The 23,853-nt window shown below is 33.1% G+C and carries 26 protein-coding genes; all 26 read left to right on the top strand.

The window, feature by feature from the left end; genetic code table 11:
• The first annotated feature begins 28 nt into the window (after positions 1–28).
• The 26 genes from CUL_RS0107940 to CUL_RS0108065 all read left to right on the top strand — a co-directional run bounded on the left by CUL_RS0107940 (position 29) and on the right by CUL_RS0108065 (position 23,852).
• Positions 29–1,558, top strand: a complete 1,530-nt coding sequence (locus CUL_RS0107940; RefSeq protein ID WP_005587785.1) for a YifB family Mg chelatase-like AAA ATPase — start codon at positions 29–31, stop codon at positions 1,556–1,558.
• Between the two features lie 9 nt (positions 1,559–1,567).
• Positions 1,568–2,662 (top strand): DNA-processing protein DprA, encoded by a 1,095-nt coding sequence (dprA, locus tag CUL_RS0107945; protein WP_005587786.1) that lies wholly within the window; start codon positions 1,568–1,570, stop codon positions 2,660–2,662.
• A gap of 28 nt (positions 2,663–2,690) precedes the next feature.
• On the top strand, positions 2,691–4,775 hold the full coding sequence (topA, locus tag CUL_RS0107950) for a type I DNA topoisomerase (RefSeq protein WP_005587787.1): 2,085 nt from the start codon (positions 2,691–2,693) through the stop codon (positions 4,773–4,775).
• A 106-nt stretch (positions 4,776–4,881) separates the two neighbouring features.
• Complete coding sequence (hslV, locus tag CUL_RS0107955; RefSeq protein ID WP_005587788.1) at positions 4,882–5,412, top strand: ATP-dependent protease subunit HslV; 531 nt, start codon at positions 4,882–4,884, stop codon at positions 5,410–5,412.
• Between the two features lie 13 nt (positions 5,413–5,425).
• Positions 5,426–6,811 carry an ATP-dependent protease ATPase subunit HslU gene (gene hslU / locus CUL_RS0107960; protein ID WP_025641079.1) on the top strand — a complete coding sequence of 462 codons (1,386 nt, stop codon included), beginning with the start codon at positions 5,426–5,428 and terminating at the stop codon, positions 6,809–6,811.
• A 13-nt stretch (positions 6,812–6,824) separates the two neighbouring features.
• The gene (gene codY, locus CUL_RS0107965; RefSeq protein WP_005587791.1) at positions 6,825–7,607 is read left to right on the top strand and encodes a GTP-sensing pleiotropic transcriptional regulator CodY; all 783 of its coding nucleotides are present in this window, start codon (positions 6,825–6,827) and stop codon (positions 7,605–7,607) included.
• 259 nt (positions 7,608–7,866) lie between these two features.
• Entirely contained in the window at positions 7,867–8,274 is a 408-nt protein-coding gene (gene flgB, locus CUL_RS0107970; RefSeq protein WP_005587792.1) for a flagellar basal body rod protein FlgB, read from the top strand.
• A gap of 2 nt (positions 8,275–8,276) precedes the next feature.
• Positions 8,277–8,717 (top strand): flagellar basal body rod protein FlgC, encoded by a 441-nt coding sequence (gene flgC, locus CUL_RS0107975; protein WP_005587794.1) that lies wholly within the window; start codon positions 8,277–8,279, stop codon positions 8,715–8,717.
• 4 nt (positions 8,718–8,721) lie between these two features.
• The gene (gene fliE / locus CUL_RS0107980; RefSeq protein WP_005587795.1) at positions 8,722–9,021 is read left to right on the top strand and encodes a flagellar hook-basal body complex protein FliE; all 300 of its coding nucleotides are present in this window, start codon (positions 8,722–8,724) and stop codon (positions 9,019–9,021) included.
• Positions 9,022–9,052: 31 nt separating this feature from the next.
• The gene (gene fliF / locus CUL_RS0107985; protein ID WP_005587796.1) at positions 9,053–10,579 is read left to right on the top strand and encodes a flagellar basal-body MS-ring/collar protein FliF; all 1,527 of its coding nucleotides are present in this window, start codon (positions 9,053–9,055) and stop codon (positions 10,577–10,579) included.
• A gap of 12 nt (positions 10,580–10,591) precedes the next feature.
• A complete protein-coding gene (fliG, locus tag CUL_RS0107990) occupies positions 10,592–11,596 on the top strand; it encodes a flagellar motor switch protein FliG (protein WP_005587797.1) in 1,005 nt (334 codons plus the stop codon).
• A complete protein-coding gene (locus CUL_RS0107995; RefSeq protein WP_040354246.1) occupies positions 11,589–12,353 on the top strand; it encodes a FliH/SctL family protein in 765 nt (254 codons plus the stop codon). Before fliG ends, CUL_RS0107995 begins: the two co-directional genes overlap by 8 nt.
• 5 nt (positions 12,354–12,358) lie before the next feature.
• Complete coding sequence (fliI, locus tag CUL_RS0108000; RefSeq protein WP_025641082.1) at positions 12,359–13,690, top strand: flagellar protein export ATPase FliI; 1,332 nt, start codon at positions 12,359–12,361, stop codon at positions 13,688–13,690.
• A 17-nt stretch (positions 13,691–13,707) separates the two neighbouring features.
• On the top strand, positions 13,708–14,142 hold the full coding sequence (gene fliJ, locus CUL_RS0108005) for a flagellar export protein FliJ (RefSeq protein ID WP_025641083.1): 435 nt from the start codon (positions 13,708–13,710) through the stop codon (positions 14,140–14,142).
• A gap of 14 nt (positions 14,143–14,156) precedes the next feature.
• A complete protein-coding gene (locus CUL_RS0108010) occupies positions 14,157–15,392 on the top strand; it encodes a MotE family protein (RefSeq protein ID WP_025641085.1) in 1,236 nt (411 codons plus the stop codon).
• A gap of 31 nt (positions 15,393–15,423) precedes the next feature.
• A complete protein-coding gene (locus CUL_RS0108015; RefSeq protein WP_005587805.1) occupies positions 15,424–16,740 on the top strand; it encodes a flagellar hook-length control protein FliK in 1,317 nt (438 codons plus the stop codon).
• Positions 16,741–16,752: 12 nt separating this feature from the next.
• Positions 16,753–17,349 (top strand): flagellar hook assembly protein FlgD, encoded by a 597-nt coding sequence (locus tag CUL_RS19450; protein ID WP_005587806.1) that lies wholly within the window; start codon positions 16,753–16,755, stop codon positions 17,347–17,349.
• 29 nt (positions 17,350–17,378) lie between these two features.
• Positions 17,379–17,759 carry a TIGR02530 family flagellar biosynthesis protein gene (locus tag CUL_RS0108025; RefSeq protein WP_025641087.1) on the top strand — a complete coding sequence of 127 codons (381 nt, stop codon included), beginning with the start codon at positions 17,379–17,381 and terminating at the stop codon, positions 17,757–17,759.
• 77 nt (positions 17,760–17,836) lie between these two features.
• Positions 17,837–19,108 carry a flagellar hook protein FlgE gene (locus tag CUL_RS0108030; RefSeq protein ID WP_005587808.1) on the top strand — a complete coding sequence of 424 codons (1,272 nt, stop codon included), beginning with the start codon at positions 17,837–17,839 and terminating at the stop codon, positions 19,106–19,108.
• A gap of 64 nt (positions 19,109–19,172) precedes the next feature.
• The gene (locus tag CUL_RS0108035) at positions 19,173–19,385 is read left to right on the top strand and encodes a flagellar FlbD family protein (RefSeq protein WP_005587809.1); all 213 of its coding nucleotides are present in this window, start codon (positions 19,173–19,175) and stop codon (positions 19,383–19,385) included.
• 3 nt (positions 19,386–19,388) lie between these two features.
• Entirely contained in the window at positions 19,389–20,174 is a 786-nt protein-coding gene (locus CUL_RS0108040) for a flagellar motor protein (protein ID WP_005587810.1), read from the top strand.
• On the top strand, positions 20,174–20,893 hold the full coding sequence (locus tag CUL_RS0108045; RefSeq protein ID WP_005587811.1) for an OmpA/MotB family protein: 720 nt from the start codon (positions 20,174–20,176) through the stop codon (positions 20,891–20,893). Before CUL_RS0108040 ends, CUL_RS0108045 begins: the two co-directional genes overlap by 1 nt.
• Positions 20,894–20,911: 18 nt before the next feature.
• Positions 20,912–21,337 carry a flagellar basal body-associated FliL family protein gene (locus CUL_RS0108050; RefSeq protein WP_025641091.1) on the top strand — a complete coding sequence of 142 codons (426 nt, stop codon included), beginning with the start codon at positions 20,912–20,914 and terminating at the stop codon, positions 21,335–21,337.
• Positions 21,338–21,355: 18 nt separating this feature from the next.
• Positions 21,356–22,342 carry a flagellar motor switch protein FliM gene (gene fliM / locus CUL_RS0108055; RefSeq protein WP_005585542.1) on the top strand — a complete coding sequence of 329 codons (987 nt, stop codon included), beginning with the start codon at positions 21,356–21,358 and terminating at the stop codon, positions 22,340–22,342.
• Positions 22,332–23,459 carry a flagellar motor switch phosphatase FliY gene (fliY, locus tag CUL_RS0108060; protein WP_236616450.1) on the top strand — a complete coding sequence of 376 codons (1,128 nt, stop codon included), beginning with the start codon at positions 22,332–22,334 and terminating at the stop codon, positions 23,457–23,459. Before fliM ends, fliY begins: the two co-directional genes overlap by 11 nt.
• A 30-nt stretch (positions 23,460–23,489) precedes the next feature.
• Positions 23,490–23,852, top strand: a complete 363-nt coding sequence (locus CUL_RS0108065) for a response regulator (protein WP_005582666.1) — start codon at positions 23,490–23,492, stop codon at positions 23,850–23,852.
• The last annotated feature ends 1 nt before the right edge of the window (position 23,853 follow it).

Here is a 23,853-nt window from a genome sequence, read left to right on the forward strand (position 1 = left end):
TATATCATTTTAATATAAGGGGGCCAATATGTATTCTAAAATTAATACTTGTATTTTACAAGGATTGAATGGATATACAATTGAAGTGGAAACTGACTTATCTAGGGGCTTACCAGTATTCAATATTGTAGGCTTGCCTGATACATCTATCAAAGAGTCAAAGGAAAGGGTAAGGACTGCAATAAAAAATAGTGGATTTGAATTTCCTTTATCTAGAATTACCGTAAACTTAGCACCAGCCAATTTAAAGAAAGAAGGTTCACAGTTAGATTTGGCCATTGCATTAGGGATTCTACAGGCCATGGGGGTAGTCAACGATTCTAATTATAGGGCTACCGCCTTCATCGGAGAACTATCTTTAGATGGACGGCTAAACCCTATAGAAGGTGTATTACCAATGGTCATATCTATGAGGAAATCGAATATAAAGAAATGTATAGTTCCTTATGATAATAGGGATGAAGCTTCAATTGTAGAGGATATAGAAATAATTCCAATTAAAAATTTAAACCAAGTGATTAAATTTTTAAATAAAGAAGAGAAAATATTTCCCTATAAAAGTCCAAATACCTTTTCACAGGATGAAGAGGAACAATTCGATATGGATTTTAGCGATATAAAAGGGCAAGAAGGTTTAAAAAGGGCTTTAGAAGTGGCTGCTGCTGGTGCACATAATATGCTTATAATAGGGCCGCCAGGAGCTGGTAAAACTATGGCAGCTCGTAGATTGCCTACTATATTGCCTAAATTGTCTTTTGAAGAGGCTGTAGAAGTTACTAAGATATATAGTGTGGCTGGATTGTTAAAATCCAAAGCATTAATAAGGCAACGACCCTTTAGGGCTCCCCACCATACCGCCTCTCCTACCTCTTTAATAGGAGGTGGAAGGATACCTAAGCCAGGGGAGGTTTCTCTAGCTCATAATGGAGTCCTTTTTTTAGATGAGATACCAGAGTTTAAAAAGGATGTATTAGAAGTTCTAAGGCAACCTATGGAAGATGGGATTGTAACTATATCCAGGGTTAATGCTACCCTTACCTATCCATCTAAGTTTATGATGATAGCTAGTATGAATCCATGTCCATGCGGTTACTATGGAGATCCTTATCATGAATGTACTTGTTCACAAAATAGTATCGATAGATATCTTGGTAAGTTGAGCAATCCTCTGCTGGATAGGATCGATATCCATATTGAGGTGCTGCCAGTAGATTATAAGGATTTAAAGGGAGAGAAAAATTTAGAAACATCGGAAGATATTAGAGCTAGGGTAGGCAGGGCTCGTCAAATACAGTTGGATAGATATAAAAAAGGTAATATATACAGCAATTCCCAACTAGGCCCAAGAGATATAAAGAAGTATTGTAAACTCAATAAAGAAGCAGAAAATATTTTAAAAGCAGCATTTAAAAAGTATAGATTCAGCGCCAGAACATATAACAAAGTTCTAAAAGTGAGCAGAACCATAGCTGATTTAGATGGTGAGGATTTAATGCTTGAAAAGCATATACTGGAAGCTGTAAGATATAGAAGCTTAGATAATAAATACTGGGGGTAACATGGAATTATGGAAATCTCCAATAGAGATATACTAATTTGGTTAAACAGTTTAAATGTTGGAAATAGAACTATTGAAAGAATAATGAAGCAAGTTCCTCAACTGGTAGATCTTTGGGAACTGCCTTCAGATAAATTATATAATTTAAAGAGTATTAACAATAAAATTATAGATAAGATAATATCCAACCGCAAAGATGATTATTTAAAAAGATTATTTCATATTGTAGATGAGCAAAATATAAATATAATTACTATTTTTGATAAAGATTATCCGAGGAGATTACACTATATATACGATAATCCTAAGGTTATATATTTAAAAGGAAATTTAACCGAAGAAGACAGTCTTGCTATTGCCGTAGTTGGCTCAAGAAAAGTCACATCTTATGGGAGATGGGCTACAGAAAAGTTTGTCGAAGAATTGGTTAAGCTAGATGTTACCATAGTTAGTGGTTTAGCTTTGGGAGTTGATGGTATAGCACATAATAAAGCTTTAGAGGGAAATGGTAGAACTATAGGAGTACTAGGAAATGGGTTGGACATTATCTACCCCCGAAAAAACAGAGACCTTTATAGGGAAGTTCCTAAAAATGGAGCTTTAATGTCTGAATATTTCTTAGGTGTACCACCTTTAGCCTATAATTTTCCTCAGAGAAACCGAATAATCAGCGGGCTATCTTTAGGGGTAATTATAATTGAAGCTAAAGAAAAAAGTGGTTCCCTAATAACAGCTAGCCATGCTTTAGAACAGGGGAAGGAAGTGTTTGCTCTTCCTGGTAATATAAATAGTATTTTTAGCAAAGGTACAAACAAGCTAATAAAGGATGGTGCTAAATTAATAATGGATATTGATGATATAATTGAAGAAGTATATGAACTACAAGTAAAAATGAAAATAAAAAAAGAAGAAAGCTTAGATTATTCTCAATTTAGCCCTTTAGAGCTGGAGGTAATAGAATGTATAAAGGAAGGGCCTATTCACTCTGATAGCATAGCTTTGAGTACAGGACTAGATATTTCCACTATAAACAGTATTCTGACCGTATTAGAGCTTAAAGGAGCCATCAAAGAGATGACAGGTAGGGTATTTACTTTATCTTAATGAATTTGGTTAATCGGAGGTGTAATCATTGCAAAAGAACTTAGTTATCGTTGAATCACCTGCAAAGGCAAAAACAATAGGAAAGTTTTTAGGTAAAAATTATAAAGTTAAAGCTTCTGTAGGTCATGTTAGGGATTTACCCAAAAGCAGTTTGGGCATTGATATAGAGAAAAATTTTCAACCGAAATATATAACTATAAGGGGAAAAGGGCCTGTAGTGCAGGAATTGAAAAATGAGGCAAAAAAATCAGATAAAATATTTTTGGCAACGGACCCAGATAGGGAGGGGGAAGCAATATCATGGCATTTAGCTTATATTTTAGGGATAGAGGAAGATGAACTGGTAAGAGTTGAGTTCAATGAAATAACAAAGGATGCTATATTAAATGCTATAAAAAAGCCTAGACCCATAGATAGAAATTTAGTAGATGCACAACAGGCAAGAAGGATTTTGGATAGGCTTGTAGGCTATAAAATCAGTCCACTACTTTGGAGAAAGATAAAAAAAGGATTAAGTGCAGGTAGGGTCCAATCGGTAACTGTTAAGCTTATATGCGATAGGGAAAAGGAAATTGAAAGTTTTGTGCCTAAAGAATATTGGAGCATTAAAGCTTTATTGGAAAAAGATGAAATCCCTTTTGAGGCCGCTTTTTATGGTATTATGAAGGATGGTAAGGAGAAAAAACTAGATCTTCCGAACAAGGAAGAAGTAGATAGAATATTAAAATCCTTAGACAAAAACAATTTTGTTGTAAAGGAAGTAAAAAAAGGAACTAAAAGGCGAAATCCCTATGCACCATATACAACTAGTACTTTGCAGCAAGATGCATCGAAAAAATTAGGTTTTTCCACTAGAAAGACTATGATGTTAGCACAACAGATTTATGAAGGAATAGATATTAAAAAAGAAGGCACCGTTGGGTTAATTACCTATATGAGGACTGATTCTACTAGGGTTTCAGAGGAAGCTGTAAAACTTACTAAATTATATATTATTGATAATTTTGGAAAAGCTTATAGTAACGGTGGAAAAACTTATATTAATAAGAGCAAGAAAGAAGCTCAGGATGCTCATGAAGGTATTAGACCAACCTCTGTATTAAGAAGGCCAGACGATGTTAAAAGTTCTTTAACAGAAGATCAATTTAAACTGTATCAATTAATATGGAATAGGTTTATCAGTTCACAAATGAGTCCTGCTAAATACGATACTATATCAGTTAAGATATTTTCGAATGAAAATATTTTTAGAGCTTCAGGTTCAAAATTGAAATTTGATGGATTTTTAAAGGTATATAATATTGAAGAAAATGCTGAAGACTCTAGGGAAATGCCAATTCTCAAAGAGGGAGAAATAGTGAAGGTTAATAAAATTGAACCTAATCAGCATTTTACCCAGCCACCTGCTAGATACACTGAGGCTTCCTTAATAAAAACTTTAGAAGAGTTAGGTATAGGGAGACCAAGTACCTACTCTCCAACTATTTCTACTATATTAAATAGGGAATATGTTAATCTGAACAATAGATCCTTCGTACCAACTGAGCTGGGTATATTAGTAAATGATTTATTAGAAGAGTATTTTAAAGATATAGTAGATGAAAAATTTACTGCAGAATTAGAAGAAAAGTTGGATGAAATAGCAGAAGGTAAATATTCATGGCAATTAGTTGTGGAAGAATTTTATAGAGAATTTGATAAGGTACTAAAGGTAGCTGAAGAAGAAATCGATAAGATTAAAATTGAGGATGAAGTTACCGACGAAGTTTGTGAAAAATGTGGCAAAAACATGGTAATTAAATATGGTAGATATGGGAAATTTTTGGCTTGCCCTGGGTATCCGGAGTGCAAGAATACAAAGCCCATATTAGATCAATTAGATATTGCCTGTCCATATTGTGGCGGAAACATTGTTAGAAGAAGGTCTAAAAAAGGGAGAACATTTTATGGTTGCAGTAATTTTCCAGATTGTAATTTTGTTTCTTGGGATGAACCTATAAAAGAAAAATGTCCCCATTGTGAAGGACCTATGGTAAAGAGAAAATCTAAAAAGGGAGTAGTAAAAAAATGTATGGATAAAGATTGTAATTATAGTAGGATTGATAAAGAATAAATTTTTCTGTACATTTTGTTAATAATATAGTAATCTATTATATAGATGATTAAATATTCTGAAAACAACAAATTGATTATGCTTATATTTTAGTGGGGTGTTGCTTATGATGAGTGGTACTACTATTGTGGCCATCAAAAAGGATGGTGAAATTGCAATTGCTGGAGATGGTCAAATAACATTTGGAAATGCAACAATTATGAAAAATACTGCAAAAAAGGTTAGAAAGATATATGACGATAATGTTATAATAGGTTTTGCTGGTTCCGTAGCTGATTCTTTAACATTGGCAGAAATATTGGAAGAAAAATTAGAACAATATAGTGGGAATTTAAAAAGGGCTGCTGTTGAATTGGCAAAAGATTGGAGAAGAGATAAAGTATTAAGACGGTTAGAGGCTTTACTAATTGCATCAGACAAGGAGAATTTGCTTCTGGTTTCAGGAAATGGTGAGGTTATAGAACCAGAAGGAGGAGTAATTGCCATTGGTTCTGGTGGGAACTTTGCTCTAGCTTCTGGAAAAGCATTATTAAAGTATTCTGATCTAACAGCTGAGGAAATAGCTAGAGAATCCATCTTAATCGCTTCATCTATTTGTGTTTATACTAATGATAATATAACTGTTGAAGTTATTTAAGGAGGATGATATGATGAAGGAATTGACCCCAAGACAAATAGTGGAGGAATTGGATAAATATATTATTGGCCAAAGAGAAGCAAAAAAAGCTGTTGCTATTGCTTTACGAAATAGATATAGAAGGAATCTACTTCCTGATGGATTTAAGGATGAGGTGAAGCCTAAAAATATACTAATGATTGGTCCTACAGGAGTTGGAAAAACAGAAATCGCTAGACGGTTATCGAAACTAGTAGATTTACCTTTTATAAAGGTGGAAGCTACTAAGTTTACAGAGGTAGGATATGTTGGGAGAGATGTAGATTCCATGGTTAGAGATTTAGTAGAAGAATCTATTCGAATGGTAAAGGTAAAAAAAATAGAAGAGGTCTATGAAAAGAGTAAAAAATTAGCAGATGATAAGTTAATTCAAATCTTATTGCCCTACCCTTTAAAGAAAAAGGGCACCAATCCACTAGAAATGATTTTTGGGGCTACAGAAGAAAAAGATGATATAGCAGAAAGCGAAAAGGAGATAATAATTAATAGACGTAAAGAATTAAAGGAAAAACTGTTAAAGGGTGAATTAGATGATGAGATCATTGAAATCGATGTAGAAGATAGTTATAATTCTACTGTAGAATTATTTAGTGGTCTTGGCATGGAAGAATATAATATTAATATGGAAGACATATTTGGGGATTTATTGCCTAAAAAGACCAAGAAAAAAAAGGTAACCGTTAAAGAAGCGAGAAAGATAATTAATAATCAAGAGGCACAAAAACTAATCGATATGGATGAAGTAATTGATGTGGGAATTAAAAGAGCAGAGGAAAGTGGAATGATCTTTATAGATGAAATAGATAAGATTGCTGGAAAGGATTATGGTGGTGGTCCTGATGTATCAAGGGAAGGAGTCCAAAGGGATATATTGCCTATAATCGAGGGTACAACAGTCATGACTAAACATGGACCAGTTAAAACAGACCATATATTATTTATTGCTGCAGGAGCATTCCATGTATCAAAGGTGGGAGATTTAATACCGGAAATCCAAGGTAGGTTTCCTATTAGAGTTGAGTTAGAAAGTTTGACAGAGGAGAATTTTAAAGAGATTTTAACTAAACCTAAAAATGCAATAACTAAACAGTATAAATATCTAATTAAGACTGAAGGTATTAATTTAGAGTTCACTAATGAAGCAATAGATGCTATTGCTAAAGTAGCATTTGTCTCTAATGAGCAATCTGAAAATATTGGGGCAAGAAGATTGCAAACAGTGATAGAAAAATTGCTTGAAGATATTTCTTTTGAAGCCCCTGATTTAGATACCAATGAAATAATAATAGATGAAGCTTATGTGAACAAAAAATTAATGGCTTATATACATGAAAAAGATATATCAAAATATATATTATAGAAGGAGGATATAGATGACTGAAAGTCTATTACAAAAAACAAGAAGATTAAATAAAACCTTACAAAGTTCAGGTTCAAAACCCGTTTCATTTCAAGAATTAAGCAAGATACTTAGCGAAATACTAGATGCCAATGTATATATTGCTAGTAAAAAGGGTAGAGTTTTGGGATATGAATTATCCACTGGTTTCGATTGTGATATTATTCAAGCTGAAATTGTTAAAGAAAAGAGGTTTCCAAAAAAATATAATGATGAGCTGTTAAAGGTTACAGAGACTAAAGAAAATGTTAAAGAGATAACTGAATGTGTATTTGATCAAGTATCAAATTGTGATTATCCAGATAAGATTACTACTATAATTCCAATTAACAGTGGTGGTGAAAGGTTAGGAACCTTGGTATTGGCCAGATTTGGTCGAATGTTTACAGAAGATGATATGGTATTAGCTGAATATAGTGCAACTGTAGTAGGGATGGAGATATTAAGATCTAAAACTGAAGAGATGGAAGAAGAATCAAGGAAAAGGGCTATGGTACAAATGGCAATAGGCACTTTATCCTACTCGGAATTGGAAGCAATGGAACATATTTTTGAAGAATTAGATGGAGAGGAAGGGCTTTTAGTAGCTAGCAAGGTAGCTGATAGGGTAGGTATTACTAGATCTGTAATAGTCAATGCTCTGAGAAAGTTTGAATCAGCAGGTGTTATAGAATCCAGATCTTTGGGGATGAAAGGAACCCATATAAAAATCTTAAATGATAAGCTATTAGAAGAATTGGAAAAAATTAAAGAGTGATATTAATTAATATCAGGTAGAAAGTAGTGGTTTTCCCACTACTTTTTTTATTATAGTTGGGTCTAAAGGCGCATTTACCAAAATAGAGAAAATTATACTATAAAAATGCAGAATTATGTTGTATTATATAAAATAGTAAATGATAAATGGGTATATATTGTTTAAAAAAAAGGGCTTATGGCAAAAAAGGCAAATAATGGACTTTTTATCTTGAAATCTATACTATTAAGTATTAATATTTAAAGTATGAGGTGATAGAATGTTTGAACGTTTAAGTACCAATATAGATATGCTTAATAAAGCATTAGATGGCTTATGGCTAAGGGACAAAGTAATCAATCATAACATATCAAATGTGAACACCCCTAATTATAAGAAGCTTACGGTTAATTTTGAAGACAAATTAAAAGAAGCTATAGGAAACAATCAATCTAAGCTAAATAGAACTCACAATAAGCACCTACCAATATCGAAGGGTATAGATGAAGTAAATCCCAGTATCAGTGTAGATGGAAACCATTCCTACAGATTCGATAAGAACAATGTAAATATAGATACGGAAATGGCGGATCTAGCAAAAAACACCATAATGTATAATGCTGTAATTAATCAAGTTATAGGTGAGTTTGACAAGATAAAAAATGTAATCAATGAAGGGAGTAAATAAGAATGGGTATATTTGATTCAATTAATATTAGCGCTTCTGCTTTGACAGCAGAGAAAACTAGAATTGATATTATCAGCAAGAATATGGCAAACGCCAACACTACTAGAGCTACAGGAGGAATGCCCTATAGGAGACAGATGGTAGTCTTTGAAGAGAACAAGGGTAATTCTTTTAAAGATTATCTAAATAGATATACCAACAAATTTGCTGGTAATGGGGTAACTATTAGTGAAATTACAGAAGACAATACTCCTTATAAATTGAGATATGAACCTGGCCATCCAGATGCAGATGAAAATGGCTATGTTATGTTGCCTAATGTAGAAATAGTAAGTGAGATGGTGGACATGATAGATGCTCAAAGGGCTTATGAAGCAAATATAACTGCTATGAATGGAACAAAATCTATGTTGATGAAAGCATTAGAAATAGGTAGGAGGTAGTTAAATGGAGATAAAAACTATTGGTTTAAACAATCATATTTTACCTAATGATGGACTAAATGGAGATTTTGAATCTAAAAACGATAATCAATTTAGTCTATTTTTAAATAAAGCATTAGATAGAGTCAATGAGTTGCAGTTGGAAAGCGATGAATATAAAAGGCTATTAATTACTGGTGATGTGGATAATCTTCACGATGTGGCTATAGCTCAGGAAAAGGCTAATATTTCATTGCAATTAACATTGAGTATCAGGAATAAAGTAGTTGAAGCCTATAGAGAAATAATGAGAATGCAGATATAGAAGAATAAGCTGTAAGAAATGAGGTGTTAAGGTGGGGGAAACAATACAGCAAATGAGGAATCAATTAAATGAATATTGGCAGGAGATGGGCAAGAATAAAAAAACTAAGCTAATTATAATTGGTATTATTACCATACTATCAATAGTCATACTTTCAATAGTATTTATAAGGCCAAAATATGAAGTTCTTTACCAAGACTTATCTTTAAAAGACACGGCACAAATAACAAAAAAGTTAGATGAAATGGGCGTAAAATGGAAGACTCCAAAGGACGACACTACAACCATATTAGTACCATCTGAATTAAAAAATAAGATAAAAATTGAACTAGCTTCCTATGGTCTTCCTAAAGAGGGATATAGTTTCCAAGATGCATTTAACGATAGTAGCTGGACTATGACAGATTATGATAAAAAGGAAAGGATGAAGCTGGCTTTACAAAATGAACTATCTTTAACCATTTCCGATATTGATGGAATCGAAAATGCTACTGTGTACATAAATGAAAAAGAAGATTCTGGTTTTGTATTAGAGGGAAACAATAAAGAAACCACCGCTTCAGTCTTTATAGAGAAAAACGATAATAGACCCCTAAAGGCTGAAACGGTTATGGCTATTCAAAATTTAGTGGCTGGATCCATAAATATGGATCCGGAAAAAGTGCAAATAGTTGATAGCGAAGGGAGACTACTAACGGGGGAACAAGATGAATCTGAATTTTTAATGACAGATCAATTTAATATTAAGAACAATTTAGAACTGAGAATAAATGATAGCATAAGGAATTTTCTAGAAAATATTTTTGGACCTGGAAATGTGGATATAAGATCTAGCGTTAAGATCAATTTTGATAGTGAAAAAACTACCATAGTAGAATTTGCCCCTCCAATTGAAGGAAGTGAAGAAGGTTTAATAAGAAGTATGGAGGAAATCGAAGAACATATGGTAGGGGGTGCAGCTAGAGGTGTACCGGGAGAGGAAGAAAACCCGCCAGATTATGTAATGGAAGATGATGGAGGGGAAAGGTATGATAAAAGGAGTAGCATTATTAATTATGAATTGGATGAAATAAACAAAGAGATTAAAAAAGCCCCAGGTCAAGTGGAGGATATAACTGTGGCAGTTTTGATCAATAGAGATGTATTAATCGACGGAAATTTTTCACCAGATATGGAAAGGGAAATTTCTGATTTAATATATGCGGCAACAGGCTTAGATACTAGACAAGTTGCAGTAAAAGCTGAAAGCTTTAGAACCCAAGATTTAGCCGATAGTGTAGGAGATACTAAGAGCTTTAATTGGTTAGCTATTATATTAGCGCTAGTAGCTGCATCTTCTGTAGCAGGATACATCATATATAGAAGGAAGAAGATAAAGGAGCTAGAAGAGCTAGATGAATTTGATACCCAGATGGAGGATGTAAGATCTATAAAAGATGAAGTAGAAGATTTAGAATTTGAAACTGAAGAGTCAAAGATGAAAGCTCAGATAGAGAAATTTGTTGATAGAAAACCTGATGCGGTAGCCCAATTATTAAGAACTTGGTTGAATGAATAGGAGCGAATCAATATGATGAAGAGACAGTTTAATGGGAAAGAAAAGGCAGCAATATTATTAATTGCGTTGGGACCAGAAAAATCTGCTGAAATATTTAAACATCTGAATGAAGACGAAATCGAAGAGCTAACTTTGCAAATAGCAAATATGCGCATGGTTTCTTCAGAGGAGAAGCAGCAGGTTATAGAGGACTTTTATCAAATAGCATTAGCTCAAGAATATATATCAGAAGGTGGAATAAATTATGCAAAAGAGGTACTTGAAAGAGCCCTGGGTACTGATAAAGCTGTTGACATTATCAACAAATTAACATCATCATTACATGTTCGACCTTTTGAATTTATTAGAAAGGCTGACCCAAACCAGTTGCTAAACTATATACAGAATGAGCATCCTCAAACAATAGCTTTAATCCTATCCTATCTACAACCTAACCAATCAGCCCAAATCCTTGCTAGTCTAGCACCTGAAAAGCAAGGAGAAGTGACCATGCGGATTGCAACTATGGATAGAACATCTCCTGAAGTAATTAAGGAGATCGAAAAGGTACTGGAAACAAAGTTTTCTGGCATGTTATCCCAGGATTTTACATCTACTGGTGGTATCCAATCAGTTGTGGATATCTTAAATTCAGCGGATAGGGGTACGGAGAAATTTATTATGGAAGAATTAGATATGATGGATGCAGAATTAAGTGAAGAAATCAGGAAGAGAATGTTTGTATTTGAAGATATAGTGTCGCTAGACAATAGAAGTATTCAAAGAATTATTAGGGAAATCGACAATGCTCAATGGGCTATTGCACTAAAAGGCGCCAGCGAGGAAGTAAAAGAAGTGGTATTTACAAATATGAGTAAGAGACTTGTAGAGATGATTAAAGAGGATATCGAATTTATGGGACCAGTGCGTATAAGGGATATAGAGGAAGCCCAGCAAAATATTGTTAATATAATTAGAAAACTTGAGGAAGATGGAGAAATAATCACTCCTAGAGGAGGAGATGAGATTATTGTCTAATATAATTAAATCTTTTAGAGTTATAGAAAAAAATGTTGTAACTGATGAGAAGGTAGATCTGGAGAATATATCCTTAAAAGAAGAGCTATTGGAAGAGGCTAAAGAAGAATATGAAAAAATAATTTTAGAGGCAGAGGAAGAAGCTAGAAAAATTGTAGAGTCTGCCCATGAAGAGTATGAAGATAGGTTAAACTTAGCCTATGAAAGGGCCAAGAATATATTCAATAAATCTGAAAGGGAAGGGTATGATAAAGGCTTTAAGGTAGGGCGAGATGAAGGCAATAAAGAAGGTTATGCAACAGGATATGGAGAAGGCAAAAAAGAATCAGAGAGGTTGATAAAAGAAGCCTTGAACATAAAATATGATTATATAGAAAAAAGGAATAGGATGTTGAAGGATTTAGAAGAGGATATAATCCAGCTTGTAATAACTATATATGAGAAGGTATTGAATAAAAAAGCAGAAGAAGATGAAGAACTCATAGTTTCCCTAATACTGAATGGAATAGATAACCTAGAGATATCTGAAAGATTGACAATAATCATATCCCAAGAGGATTATGATATGGTAAATAAATCTAAGGATATTATATTAGCAAAAGCTAGTTTAATAGATGAACTAGATATTAGGATAAATAGTGATATGGAAAAAGGAGATTGTATATTGGAAACTTCTAAGGGAAGTGTGAATGTGAGTATAAAGAATCAATTAGATGAAGTGAGAGATTTATTAATCTCAATTTTGAATAACGAGTGATAGATATGGAAGAAAGTATAAATATTGAAAAATACATAAAGATGGTAAATGAAAAAAGATTTATTAAATATACGGGGAAGATAACTAAAGTAACTGGTTTAACAATAGAATCCAATGGCCCAATAGCTACTATTGGAGAACTATGTTATATACATCCTCATGATAAGGATGAACCTGTACTAGCAGAGGTGGTGGGGTTTAAAGATGATAAAATTCTTCTTATGCCTTTAGGGGATATGGAAGGCATTGCTTCTGGAAGCAAAGTAGTTGCAAGTGGAAAGACCTTAAGGGTGAATGTAGGGGATGAGCTAGTAGGTAGAATATTAGATGGATTAGGCAATCCTATCGACGGGAAGGGACCTATAAAAGCTCAAAGGACTTATCCTGTATCCAATCCTCCGCCAAACCCATTAGATAGAAGATTGATAAAGGAACCTTTGCCGTTAGGTATAAAAGCTATTGATGGGTTCCTTACCTGTGGGAAAGGTCAAAGAGTTGGTGTTTTTGCAGGAAGTGGAGTAGGAAAGAGTACTCTTATGGGTATGGTGTCACGAAGTAGCTCTGCAGATGTAAATGTAATAGGGTTAATTGGAGAAAGAGGAAGGGAAGTTAGAGAGTTTTTAGAGAATGATTTAAAGGAAGAGGGATTAAAAAAATCGGTGGTAGTAGTAGTTACTTCAGATCAACCTGCCTTAATAAGGGTTAAGGGTGCCTTAGTTACCACCGCTATTGCAGAATATTTTAGGGATAGGGGAAAAAATGTATTGTTATTAATGGATTCTGTAACAAGATTTGCAATGGCCCAAAGGGAAATTGGACTTGCTATAGGGGAACCGCCAGTTACTAGAGGATTTACTCCGTCTGTTTTTGCCATTATGCCTAAATTATTAGAAAGAGCAGGAACATCTTCAAAAGGTACTATTACAGGATTGTATACGGTTTTAGTTGACGGAGATGATTTAAATGAACCGATTACCGATGCTGTAAGGGGTATTTTAGATGGCCATATAATCCTTTCTCGAAAACTGGCTAATCAAAACCATTATCCAGCTATCGATATTCTGGCTAGTGTAAGTAGAGTTATGCCTAATATAGTAGGACAAGATCATCTGGATAAAGCCAATTCTATAAAAAACATAATGGCAAGCTATAAGGAATCTGAGGATTTAATTAATATAGGAGCTTATAAAAGAGGTTCAAATAAAAAGATAGATAAAGCCATAGAATTGAAGGATTATATTGATGAATTATTAATCCAAGAAACTTTAGAAGTATATCCCTTTGAAGAAACTGTTGCAATGATGGAAAAAATAGATCGTCAAATCAATGAATTGTAATAGGGGGTAGGTAGATAATGAATTTCAATTTTAAATTGGAAAAAGTCCTTAACTATAAAAGAACCATAGAAGATTTGAAAAAAAATCAATATGGTGTAGTTCAACAAAGGTTAAATAGTGAAGAAAGCAAATTAGATGATTTCAATAGATATAAAAAGAATTTATTAGATGAAAAAAATTCAACTGCTACCAAAACCAAGGTAGGTAATCTAGCTATGTACAGTACTTACATAGAGGATGTAAATACGAGGATAAAAGAACAAGCGGAAGTAGTTACTGAAATACAAAAAGAATTAGAAGAGAAGAAAGAAGAAATGATTACAGCAGTACAAGAAAAAAAGATCTTTGAAAAACTAAAGGAAAATGAATATGAAAAACATCTATATGAGATTAAAAAGCGGGAAGAAAAGCAAAATGATGCAATAATAAGTTATAAAGTTAGTACCCAATAGTAGGGGGAGAAATAATGGAAATTGTAGAAGTAGCTAAGAAGAATAAATCAAGAAAATTAAAATTAATTTTAATAATATCCTTTATAGTTATTCCTATTTTAGTAGCAAGTTTAACTTACTTTAATAATAAGACCTTTAAGTTAAAGGTTAATAACCTTCTGGGAAAGGTACCAGGAAAGATTGGTGAATACTTTAGGTCTTCTCCTGTCGAAGCGGAACAGAATGGTAAGAAGACATATTTAGCAGATTATTATCTCTCCTTAGACCCAAATATTGCTGCAGATAAACTATATATAATTAAAAAAGAGGATGGAAAACTATATAGCGAAATTATAAGGTTGATGAATTCTAATTCTACAACTAAAACTGGAGAAGTAATAAAATTAGTTAGGAATATAGAGCTTAGGAAGGATTTACTGTCTTCAATTTATGAAGAAATTAAAGGGGAAAAGGAAGGCGAATTCTTAGATGAGATAAATAGATTAGAAAACCAAGATCTTTTAATAACAATAAAAGAGATAGAAGGTAGAGTGGAGAAGGATAGTCAATTTAAAGAAAGTCTGTCAGATATCTTTACCTTTATAAGTGAAGATAGGGCAAGGGATATTCTTTACTATATAGATGGCGACATTAAAGAGGATATTCTATATTCATTATCTGATGATAAAAGGACTAGTATAGAAAGCAAACTATCTGCTAAAGAGATTCAGTATTTAAAACTTGCTGATTTAGCAAATTTATATGAAGTAAAACCTATTGAAGAGGTTTTAGAGGAAATTGGAAACACCAACGAATATTCTATGGAAGAACTGGGAATTATCTATAAGAATTTTTCTGTTTTAAGATCTGCAGAAACTTTGTCCAAAATAGAGGAGGATACTTTCATAGAGGAATTATTTACTGCTATTCGTAAGGAAGAAGAGTTGGAAGGTGTAGAAGAATCTATTACCAATGAAATTGGTAAGTCCATCCAATTTATTACTGAATATAATAGAAAGATAGATGATCTGGTAGCCGTTTATAATAAGATGAGCCCAGATAAGGTAGCTGAAATTGTTGAGCAGATGATGGGGAATAACACTACAGTAACTGCTTTAGAAATAAACTCAGAACCAGTATTCCAAATATCGGATGCTTCCATAATAGTAGATGTAGTTACTAGGATGAGAAATAAAACCTTATCCAGCATTATGGATAATATGAGCACTGAAAATGCCTCTAAGCTAACTCAAATGTTAGCTAGACCATAAATTAAATAATATTATAGGAGGAGGTGAAAAATTGACTAGTTTAATAATTCTAGCGAATAACCTTCAAGGGGTAAATAAAAATCCTTCTAATCTCAAAAATTTTGATGTAGATAACGAGAAAGATTTTTCTCAAATACTTGAAGGAGAGAGAAAAAAACAGAACAATACAATAGTAGACCATAAACATAAAGTTAAACCATTTGCTGAAGAGAAAATAAAAGAAGAAAATACAGTTGAAAAAGAGATGGATATTAGATCTGAAGAAGGACATAAATCAATAGGTGAATTAGAAGATGAAATAAGTCCTATTTTTAATTCAATTTTAAATTTGCTTTTTACATTAAATCCATTGTCAGAAGAGTTTAATGAAATGGATATAGAGAATTTAAATACAGAAATTAAAAAAGCTACTACTATCTTAGGAGAACTAATACTTCAAAAGGGCCTATCCTTTGCTTATGAAGATTATGAAAATATTTTTGAAATATTTGAGTATATTGACGGTTTAGTACAGACAATAGAAAAGGAATTGAATATAGAAAACGAATGGATAGAGGAAGGGTTTATAGAATTTAAGGATAATTTTGATGGATTAAAGGAAATGTTAGAGTCTAAGATACCAATAACCTATGGGGATACACAAGGTGTAGATGAATATCAAATAGACTGTGAAGGAGAAGAGAACTCAATAAACCTAGATCAAGGACAAGCTGAAAAAATAGATTTTGATGAAACTTCTACTACGGAGAAGGAACTATCGAAAAAAGATGAACCAAGCATAGAAAATGTAGCAGATATAATAGATGAAGCTAATATAGAAGATGTGGAATCAAATACTCCGGTATTACAAATAGAAAGCAGGATTGTCTTGGAACCCAATCCAAAAATTCTAGATAAAGAGTTTGAAGAAATAGATAAAAAGATGGTATTTGAACAGATAGTAGAAAAAGCAAAACTAATAGTAGATGATAACAAACAGGAGATAAGGATTAAACTAAAACCTGAAATCTTGGGGGAACTTATCCTAAAAATGGAAGTGGAAAAAGGGTCTCTTTTGGCTAAGGTTTTAGTAGATAATTATAGGACTAAGGAATTGTTGGAAGCAAATCTATACCAATTTAAAGAGGAAATGAAGGATAACGGTTTGGAAATAAAGACCTTTGAGGTGTTTGTAGGAACCAACGAGGATTTTGAAAGGGAGAATAGAAAGGAATTCTATCTAAATAAAAAACCCTCTAAATTGAAGATTAAAAACAATAGATCAAAGGGGATTGAAATTTACGACGAGGCTCCAACAAGAACTATTCAAAGAAGCTATCATGAAGGTCAATTAAACCTATTTGCATAAGGAGGTGGAAGTGTGAAAGTAAATAATTATGATGATTTAGAGTATATTTATAAATTTGACGATAAAAAAGAAAAGGAAAAAGTTGTAGATAGTCGAAACAATGACTTAGATAAAACTGCTTTTTTGAGGCTTTTAACAACCCAATTAGCAAATCAGGATCCATTAAATCCGATAGAGGATAGAGAATTTATTGCCCAGTTGGCTCAGTTTTCAACTTTAGAACAGATGCAGAATTTAAACAAAAATGTAGAAGCCTTAGGTGAAGAAGTGTTGGATTCTATGGAAAAGTTAAACCTAAACCAGATACAAGCAAATATCCATATACTTAAGGAAGTAATAAATATTAGAAAAGCAATGGAAAGCTATTTAGGCATAGAACCAGAACCAGTTGATAAGGCAGAATTAAAAGGGAAAATAGAAATGGTTGAAAGGTTAAAGGGAGAAAATTATACAAAAGAGACTTGGGAATTCCTCGAAAAAGCCCTTATAAATGCAAAAGCGGTAGTAGAAGATGAAAATGCAACAAATACGGAAATAGAAAAGGCATATAAGGAACTAATAATAGCCATAGATGGGTTGGAGGAAGTAGAATCAGAAGAAGATAATTAAAGTCTACTCTAAGGATAGGGATGATAAGTATGAATAATTTACAAATTAAAAGATTGGAGAATCAACTTATTAATTCATCTCGACCAATTACTAGAAATAAAAACTTACCTAGCAAAAATTTCGAAACTGTGTTGCAGCAAATTCAAAATAGAGATGATGAAATTATATTTTCTAAACATGCGATAAATAGAATGGATCATAGGGATATGACTTTAAGTATGGAAGAACTTAAAAGACTAAAGTCAGGTTTCAATAAAGCTGAAGAAAAAGGTGTGAAAGACGCTTTAATCCTTATGGGAGATAAAGCCTTTATAGCAAGTATTAAAAATAAAACAGTAATTACAACGGTGAACAAGGAACAATTAAAAGACAATGTATTTACTAATATAGATGGGGCAGTTATCGTATAACCGGACCTTTATAGGAGGTTATATATATCTGATTGACAGAGGATATATTCCTGCCCAAATAATGGGAGGTAATAAGTATGATGCGATCAATGTACTCAGGTGTATCAGGATTGAGAGTACATCAAAACAAGATGGATGTTATAGGTAATAATATAGCCAATGTAAATACTATTGGCTATAAAAGAAGTACTATGACTTTCCAAGAGGTATTTAGTCAAGTAATAAGGGGGGCTAGTGCTCCACAAGATGGTAGAGGAGGGACAAACCCTCAACAGGTAGGGTTAGGTGTGAACATTGGGGCTATAAATACTATCCACACCAAAGGTCCAGCCCAAAGAACAGACAATCCTGAAGACTTAATGATAGATGGAGAAGGTTTCTTTGTAGTATCTGACGATACCAATTTTGAAAATAGATTCTATACAAGAGCCGGTAATTTTACATTGGATAGGGATGGAAATTTAGTTACTGCCGATGGATATAAAGTATTGGGGTATCTAGCTGAAGATGGAGAAATTACTTCCAATGTAGGTGGAATTCGGGTTAATAGATCTGAAACTGTACCAGCAACAACCACCAAGAATATTGAAGTGAGAGGTAATTTAGACTCTAGGATACCTATAGTAACAGAAGACCCAGAAAAAGGTATACACATAACTGATACCATAATAAAGGATAGTTTAGGCAATTCTTATAAGGTGAATTTTAGGTTTGAAAAAACAGGTGTAAAGACATGGCAAGTAACTATAGTTAATGTTATAGATCAAGCAAGTAAGGAAGATATTTTAGGTGGAGAAGTTGTTATGCAAGACCCGTTAGAATTTGATGATTATGGGAAGTTGATCAATGCACCTGAAGGTGAAGTTTTACCTCTAAATAAAGAGGGTGTTAGGTTTGGTGATGCAGATGGCAATATTACAATTGACTTCTCCAAACTCACCCAATACGCTAACGACATGGATGCAAAACCTCATGCAGATGGCAATTCATCAGGAAAAATAGAGGGTTATGCTATTGATGATAAAGGGGTAGTTGTAGGGATATTTACCAATGGTGAGAGAAAGGCTTTAGGCCAGCTGATGCTAGCTAAGTTTGACAATTCCATGGGATTACAAAAAATCGGAGGCAATTTCTTTGTTGATACCAGGAACTCTGGAGAACCTCAATATGGGAAAGCAGCAAATAGTGGTTATGGGGCCATAGCTCCAGGAACTTTGGAAATGTCAAATGTAGATCTATCTATGGAATTTACCGAGATGATTACTACCCAAAGGGGATTCCAAGCAAATTCTAGAATAATTACTACATCAGATGAAATGTTACAGGAACTTGTAAATATGAAAAGATAATTTTATAAGGTAATGGGATAGGGGATAACATCCCCTAAGCCCTATACAAAAGGTGGGATTATATGTGATAAAGGTAAAGAGATTAAATGGAAAGGAATTCGTTGTAAATAGCGATTTGATTCAATTTGTTGAGGAAACCCCAGACACAGTAATTACATTGACGACGGGGCAAAAAATCGTAGTGGTTGAATCAGTGGACCAAATAATTGACAAAGTAATTACTTATAAATCAAAAGTCATTGAATATAAAAGAAGAGCTGAAAAGAAAGAGGTGTAGCAATTGGATATATCAACAGTACTTGGTCTCCTTCTTGGTGTTGTTTTTATAATAGGAGGTATTCTAACATCTGGACAGATAGATTCTTATGTACATATTCCATCTATAATAATTGTTCTGGGTGGGACTATAGCCTCTACTTTAGCTAGCTTTCCTCTAAAAAACTTTTTAAATACTTCAAAGGTAATTAAAAAAGCTTTCGTTTACAAGGAAATTCTACCAGATGAGGTTATAGGAGAGATAATCAATTTGGCGAATATAGCAAGAAAAGAGGGACTTTTGGCTCTAGAGGAATATGCTGAAGAATTACAGGATGATTTTTTACAAAAGGGAATAATGCTAATTGTTGACGGGACTGATCCTGAACTTGTAAGAAATATTTTAGAAACGGAGTTAATCTTTTTAGAAGAAAGACATATGGATGGACAAAGTATTTTTGAAACTATGGGTACATATGCTCCTGCTTTTGGTATGATAGGTACCTTAATTGGATTAATAAATATGCTGAAACATCTGGATGATCCTAGCATGATTGGACCTAATATGTCTGTTGCATTAGTTACAACATTTTATGGTTCAATTTTAGCTAATGTTGTATTTTTACCTTTAGCACGAAAGTTAAAGATAAGGAGCAAATCCGAAGTGTTGGTTAAGGAACTAATTGTAGAAGGATTATTGTCAATCCAAGCAGGAGAAAATCCAAGGATAATTGAAGAAAAACTTAAAACCTTTATTCCACCAGAACTTAGGAAGAATTATAGGGAACATCTGGAGAGAGAGGGAGTATAATGAGAAGAAGGAGAAAGGTAGATCAAAACAATGCAGACAATTGGCTTACCACTTATAGTGACATGGTAACTCTATTGTTGGCCTTCTTTGTACTTTTATTTTCCTTTTCTGAAATTGATGCACAAAAATTTAGAAGTATAATGACTAGTTTTCAAGGTGGAACAGGAGTATTGAATGGAGGTACTACTTTAGAATTAGAACAAAATATAGAATCCTTGGAGGATACATTAGAGGGAGATTTAGAGAGTTTAAAAGACCTATTAGAAGAGTATGCAGATAGTGTTGGTCTTGGTCCCGAGATCATTCTTTCTATAGAAGAAAGAGGCTTGGTAATTAGATTTATGGATAAAGTTTTGTTTGATTCTGGAAAGGCATATTTAAGACCTGAGTCCGTTGAGATATTAAGCTCTATTGCGGAAATATTGAATATGGACGAATTTAACGATAGATTGATTAAAGTAGAAGGTCATACGGATACAGTACCAACCGGTAACTCATCCGAGTTTCCTACTAACTGGGAGTTATCATCTGCCAGAGCAACTAATGTCTTAAGGTTTCTTGTCGAAAAAAAGGGAATTGATGGGGACAGGATTTCTTCCTCAGGGTATAGTTACTATAGGCCAATTGCTCCAAATGATACTGCTGAAAACAAGCAGAAAAATCGAAGGGTTGACATTGTGATTCTTAGATCTTCCTATGAAGAAATGGAACCAAAGTAGAAGGGAATGAGATGAAATATGAATAATAGAAATATAATATTGATAATCATCTTGGTTGTAGTAATAATATTTGCAATACTTGGCGTTGTTCTAGGCGTAACATACTATAGGAATAGCAAAGTTAATGATTCTAGTGGGAAACAAGTAGAAACATTTAATCTGACCTTAGATGATATGTACTGTAATATAAAGGATAGTAAAAAAATAATGAAGGTAAAGATAACCATTGAAACTAGCAATAAAAAGACATTAGATATGTTAGGTGAAAAACAATTTTTAATTAGGGATGATATCAATAAGATCATAAGAAATAAAACAGAAGATGAAATACAAGGTGAAGAGGGACAAGTTGGATTACAGAAGGAGATAAAGGAAAGTCTAGTGAAACTTTTTAATAATAGTACTATAACAAATATTTACTTCAATGATTTAATTATTCAGTGATGAAGGAGGTAGAGGCAATTGGCAGAAGTATTATCTCAAAATGAAATTGACGCCCTACTTCATGCACTTAGTTCTGGAGAGGTAGATGTTCAAGAAATAAAAGAAGTAGAAAGTTCAAAAAAGGTCAAGAAATATGATTTTAAAAACCCGCAAAAAATTGCAAAAGATCAGTTAAGGACTTTAGAGATAATCCATGAAAATTTAGGTAGATTGTTTCAAACATTTTTATCTGGATATTTAAGAGCTCCTGTGAAAATATCCATATTGACAGTTGACCAATTTGCGTATAGTGAATTTAGTAATGCCATTTCCAATCCAGCTTTCTTAAGTATAATTGATTTCAAACCTTTAAATGGCCAAATTCTAATAGATATATCCACTAATGTTGTTTTTTCAATGATAGATAGGCTTTTAGGTGGAGATGGTACTAAGGAGCAAGAATTAAGAGCTTTTACTGAAATAGAGTTAACATTATTGGAAGGTATGATGGAAAAGGCAATGCCTTTAATTAGTGAAGCTTGGAGCAATGTAATCGACCTAAAACCAAAGCTAGATAAGATCGAAGTGAACCCTCAGTTTGCCCAAATAGTTCCCCATAATGAAACCATAGCATTGGTTACTTTGAATTTAGAAATTGGGACAACAGAAGGAATGTTAAATATATGTATTCCCTATTTAGTCATTGAGCCAATTTTAGATAAATTAAGTACAAGATTTTGGTTTTCAACTACACAAAAAGAGTTATCAGATAAAGAATTGATGATAATAAAAAGGAGAATGTTAGATACTAAAGTGCCTGTAAAGGTGGAGCTAGGCTCAACTTTAGTAAGGGTAAAGGATATACTAACCTTACAGGAAGGTGATGTTATCAAATTGGATACAAGCACTGGTGATAAAGCTAAGGTTAGGGTAGGTTCCAATGTAAAGTATTTAGGAAATATTGGTACTTCCAAGAAAAAAATGGCAGTTAAAATAGTAAATGTTGCAAAGGATGGTGAAGATTAAGATGGATAAGGATATGCTTTCTCAAGAAGAGATAGATCTTCTTTTAAAAGGGACAGAGGATTTAGGTAATGAGAATACGAATGAACAGGTAATTACAGAAATTGAAAGGGATACATTAGGAGAAATAGGGAATATAAGTATGGGCACTGCAGCAACTACATTATCAACCCTATTAAATAAGAAGGTAACAATTACCACTCCTAAAGTGGAAGTTACAACTGCAGGTGAATTATCCTACGAGTATCCAATTCCCTTTGTTGCAGTTGATGTTAAATATAAGGAAGGATTAGAAGGCTCCAATATATTGATGATAAATATTGATGATGTAAAGATAATTACCGATATTATGATGGGAAAAGATGAAATAGATACGAATAGGGAACTGACAGAGCTGGATTTAAGTGCTATCTCTGAAGTGATGAATCAAATGATGGGTTCCTCTGCCACTTCATTATCAGAAATATTTTTAAAGAGGATAGATATTGAACCACCAAAATCCTATGAGATAACTTTCAGTGAGGGAAGAGAAAAATTAGAAGTTTTAAAGACTTTAGCTCCTATAATAAAGGTATCTTTTAAAATGGTAGTGGAGGATTTAATTGATAGTGAAATTATGCAATTAATCCCTTTAGATTTCGGGCAACAGATGGTAGAAAACCTAATGGGTAGTCCAAAAGATGATTTTGTTGAAGATGGTAAGACTGAAGAAGAAAATATTAATTCTTTTGAAAAAACTGATAAAGGTCCTTCAAAGGAGATTGTCCAAAAAACTCCCAAAGTTGACAAGGAGTATGAAAGTGAGAATAAAGAGCATATAATCATCAAAAAACCAGAGTTTGAAACTTTTGACACTACTGCTGATGTTAGTTATAATGAATCTATCGATTTAGTTGGAGATATACCGGTGGAATTAACTGCAGAATTGGGAAGAACTGTTAAGAAAATTGGCGAGATTTTAGAATATGGGCCAGGAACTGTTATAGAATTAGATAAATTAGTTGGGGAGCCGCTAGATATCTATGCCAATGGAAAATTCATCGCCAAAGGTGAAGTAGTAGTAATAGATGATAATTTTGGAATAAGGATTACTGATGTTAATAATAATTATACTGGTTGATTAATTTTGATTTAAAAGGGAGGAATTAACATGGCAAAGGGAATATTAATAGTTGATGATGCTTCGTTTATGAGGATGATGATAAAGGATATACTTACAAAAAATGGTTTCGAGGTTGTTGGAGAAGCTGAAAATGGTATAACTGCAGTGGAAAAATACAAAGAACTAAATCCTGAATTGGTCATTATGGATATTACAATGCCAGAAATGGATGGTATTCAAGCAGTAAAGGAGATAAAAAGTATAGACCCTAATTCAAAAATAATAATGTGCTCTGCTATGGGACAACAGGCTATGGTAATTGAAGCTATTCAAGCTGGTGCAAAAGATTTTATTGTAAAACCATTTCAGCATGAAAGAGTGATAGAGGCAGTAAAGAAGGCCTTGAGTTAGA

Origin of the sequence: [Clostridium] ultunense DSM 10521 (genome assembly GCF_000511955.1) — a bacterium.
Taxonomy (GTDB): Bacteria; Bacillota; Clostridia; order Tissierellales; family Tepidimicrobiaceae; genus Schnuerera; species Schnuerera ultunensis.